The sequence below is a fragment of the Acinetobacter sp. 1130196 genome (genome assembly GCF_000588095.1).
Lineage (GTDB): Bacteria > Pseudomonadota > Gammaproteobacteria > Pseudomonadales > Moraxellaceae > Acinetobacter > Acinetobacter nosocomialis.
Genome location: NZ_JFWX01000089.1, coordinates 1 through 3,692, shown reverse-complemented (window position 1 = coordinate 3,692; position 3,692 = coordinate 1). Strand labels below are relative to the sequence as shown.

The 3,692-nt window shown below is 26.3% G+C and carries 6 protein-coding genes; 1 reads left to right on the top strand and 5 read right to left on the bottom strand.

Translation table 11 applies throughout. From position 1 onward, the window contains the following. Window positions 1–128: 128 nt before the first annotated feature. The 5 genes from J671_RS24235 to J671_RS24215 all read right to left on the bottom strand — a co-directional run bounded on the left by J671_RS24235 (window position 129) and on the right by J671_RS24215 (window position 3,499). The gene (locus J671_RS24235) at window positions 129–854 is read right to left on the bottom strand and encodes an SH3 domain-containing protein (protein ID WP_031983752.1); all 726 of its coding nucleotides are present in this window, start codon (window positions 852–854) and stop codon (window positions 129–131) included. A 116-nt stretch (window positions 855–970) separates the two neighbouring features. After that, on the bottom strand, window positions 971–1,771 hold the full coding sequence (locus J671_RS24230; protein ID WP_031983751.1) for a hypothetical protein: 801 nt from the start codon (window positions 1,769–1,771) through the stop codon (window positions 971–973). 124 nt (window positions 1,772–1,895) lie between these two features. Next, window positions 1,896–2,411 carry a hypothetical protein gene (locus J671_RS24225; protein WP_031983750.1) on the bottom strand — a complete coding sequence of 172 codons (516 nt, stop codon included), beginning with the start codon at window positions 2,409–2,411 and terminating at the stop codon, window positions 1,896–1,898. A 26-nt stretch (window positions 2,412–2,437) separates the two neighbouring features. Next, window positions 2,438–2,791, bottom strand: a complete 354-nt coding sequence (locus J671_RS24220) for a hypothetical protein (protein ID WP_031983749.1) — start codon at window positions 2,789–2,791, stop codon at window positions 2,438–2,440. A 12-nt stretch (window positions 2,792–2,803) separates the two neighbouring features. Then, window positions 2,804–3,499, bottom strand: a complete 696-nt coding sequence (locus J671_RS24215; RefSeq protein ID WP_031983748.1) for a hypothetical protein — start codon at window positions 3,497–3,499, stop codon at window positions 2,804–2,806. A 77-nt stretch (window positions 3,500–3,576) separates the two neighbouring features. Between J671_RS24215 and J671_RS25680 the strand changes: the two genes are divergently transcribed. After that, window positions 3,577–3,692: helix-turn-helix domain-containing protein (locus J671_RS25680; RefSeq protein WP_265597020.1), on the top strand; the 116-nt coding region annotated here is incomplete at its 3' end.

Sequence of the window (3,692 nt, the reverse complement as noted above, 5' to 3'; positions counted from 1 at the left end):
TGGCTGTAAAGCCTTCTTTTCTTGACTCAAGCATTAATGCAGTACGATCTTCAAAGTTAAGATGATGGTATGACAATTTTATATACTCCATAAACCCTTTAAATTAATTAGGTGGTTTATGTCGCACTTCAAGTTTTACTCTGCCAAGCTTTATTGGCAATTACTTTTCCATTTTTTATATTTAAAACAATATTGTAAGCTGCTGCACCAGCATTATTAAAAGTATTTAAAATATAAATATTATTATTTAAATAATATATTTTAAAATCAGCAAGCTCGTTCTTGTCACCATCTATACCATTTTTAGGAAAAAAGTATTGCTCTATATCATTTTTACCAATTTCTATTTTCTTATCTTTATCCTTAATTATGATTTTATCAAGTTGTAAAAAATCATTATTAGGTAAACTACCATCAGTACCAAAGAATTGTTTATTATTAAAATACTTATATTCACCTTTAAAAGTTTTATAAAGTTTAGGATCTAAAATAGCTTTTTTTGCATACACTTCTACTATTATATTTTTATCACTATAAACAGCTTTCTCTCTAGAATATTGAGATAGCTTAATAGAAGTGTAACCACTAAAATTATTTATTCTATTTTTATAGATAAATCCTGTTACACCATTACTTGCATTAACTAAACAAAAATTATTTGTCCCTTCATCCATCACACAAGAAACAATTTCATTACTATTTAATTTGGACGTAACTTTAGAATTTAAACTTGAATTTTCCCTTACATTCACATACCCATCTTTATCTTGAATAAAACCAAAGTCAGCATATGAAGTCTCAGTAGATCCAATCATGAAAGTGGTAAAAACTATAAATTTGAGATATTTAGTTATTCGGTATTAACTTTTATTAATAAGAAAATATTTTCAATATTACCAATTATTTATAAGCAGCAAAAATTATATTAATTTATTACTGCTTATAAGAATATATTTATATTAAAATATTTCTATTTTAAAAAATATGAATACATATCATTATTTTCAATTTTCGAAACAATATTTTTATCACCCTTTCTCTTTTCAATAATATCTTTAATTAAAAAAGGTTTATTTTTATCCGGAACCAAGGAAAAAGAATATTGAATTGGGAAATTCTCATAATTAACTTTTCCAGTTGAAGTAAAATCTTCAGTTACTTTCTGAAAATCATATACCACTTGATAGGACTTATCATTTTTATTATACTTTATGGATGATAATTTTGTAAATTTCATTGAAGCATCATTTAAACTTCTTAATTTAACATTTATTGATAAAAATAATGGATTGTATATTCCTAAATTTTTTTTATTAAATACATATATATCACTTTTAAATTTTTTTGAATCATTATTGGACCCAGGATTTGTATAACTTTCAATTGAAAAAATAGAAATATTATTATCATTATAAATAATACTAGTGCCAATTGCTCCAACATCTGAAATAACAAAAGGAAGCTTATACTGACTTTCCCCTAATAGAATTTTAGGTTGATAGCTTATAAAGTAATAATCCTTTCCTTTTATCTCATTATTATTATTCAAAACTGGATTTAGTAAAACTGTAACTTCGCCATATGGAACAATAACGATATTTTTTTTCAAATCTACATTTTTGCTGACATCAGTATATATGAAGGAAGAATTTAAAACACTCCGATACCCTAATTTGATATTTACTGGCTGATCTTGATTATTTTCTATATTAAACTCAGCATTAGCAGCATTAGTCCAAGCTAACATACCAATTAAAAAAAATTTAAACATGCAGTTTTCTCAGTCTACAAAAAATATTAGGTTTTAAATTTAAAATTTACATCAGTCAACTGAACATACTAGTTTCATCTCTTTAAGATTATTATCTGCTGTATAATTAATTGCTATATTTATTTTAGAATGGTTTTTTTGACTCTAATATCTCACCCTTCTCACTTACTTTAAAGTATTTATAAAAAATATTTTTTCCATGATAATACTTTACTTTTATATTATATTTTTCATCAATCCAAAACTCTGAACCAGTTCCAAAATTGACAGACTTCCCTGCACCATTCTTAAATACATTTAAAGCATAATTAATATTCTCCCCCTCATCTACAAAATAACTAATAAATACGACTTTATCGCAAATATTTGGTAATTTTATAATTATACCTGATTCTGTTACATCACCACCTTTTCTATCAATATATTCAAAAAAATTACTAGAAAAACTAGAAATAGCTTTACTATTTATATTTTTCACCTTACTTTTTGATGAAAAAGGTAACTGAACTGCACTAACTTTATTTAACTCATTTGATACGATCTCATTTTTTATATAGCATTTATCAGCTATATTATTAGCTGCATAAGCAGCACTAATATTAAAACATACAATTATTAATAAAATTATTTTCTTAGACACAAATATACTCACAAAAATTTAATTAATTAAAGACATTTTCTTATATAATCTTTTCTATCAAAAAGATTCATTGGAATATTATTTTCTTCATCATATGTAATGTCATATAACTTATTATCCTTCCTATCAATTCTTATCCAACCAAAAGTCGCACCATTATTAACTCCACTTTTACTTTTAACAAAAATTTTTATAAAATCTTTTTCCGAAAAATCAAAGATTATATCATCCTTATTAATACCATTAAAATCAAAATTCTTAGATGCTATTAACATCAGATCATTCTTACATTGCTTTTTTTGATCATAAGCGATTTTAGAACTTTCTGCATTGCATCCCGAAATCAGAAATAATGTAAATAAAAAAAATACAAATTTCATTATAAAACCTCTTTAAAGTTCAGTTACGATTCTTGCTTTCACTTTGCTTAATGCATTCCGATAAACTGCTTGTTTACCATCTTCTAGCGCAAACCATCGAGCATAATTTCCATTATACTTTTTAATATATTTTGCTACATATGTCATACCAACCAAAACTGAGGATACACAAACAAAAACTTTTTTACTTGTTGTTACTTGTGCATTTCCTCCTGAGCCACTTAGCCCCGCATTTTCATAAGCAGACCATGTTCCTATCGGTTTATCTGTAAACAATGAAGAATCCCATCCATAATATGGTGCTGAACCATTTTTTTCCATGCCAGGAGTACCACAATGTTGATATTGTTCTGACTTAAAGTGCCTAGTTTCCACCCTATACATTTTTTCAACAATTATTGCTATATCTTTACCATATTTCTCATGAATAACTTTTAATGCATTACGTGCATCTTCCTCATTAAAAAGTTTATTTTTCTCTTGCTTAGGTTGGACAACATTACTCGGAATAGAAATATTCCCACTACAAGATAATAAGTTTATCAAATTATTTTTCTTTACAATGTTCGCCAAATAGTCACCATTTAGATTTTCAACAGTATTTGCAAATAGCTCTTTTGATAAATATTCTTTTCCATAGCGAGTTATATCAAAATGAACCCAAGTTTTAGCACGGCAGAGTAAAACTTGAAGTGCGACATAAACCACCTAATTAATTTAAAGGGTTTATGGAGTATATAAAATTGTCATACCATCATCTTAACTTTGAAGATCGTACTGCATTAATGCTTGAGTCAAGAAAAGAAGGCTTTTCAGCCATAAAATTTGCTGAACTCATTAAAAGACATCCTAGTACGATCTATCGTGAGCTAAAAAGAAATAGCATCAATGACGTTTATCA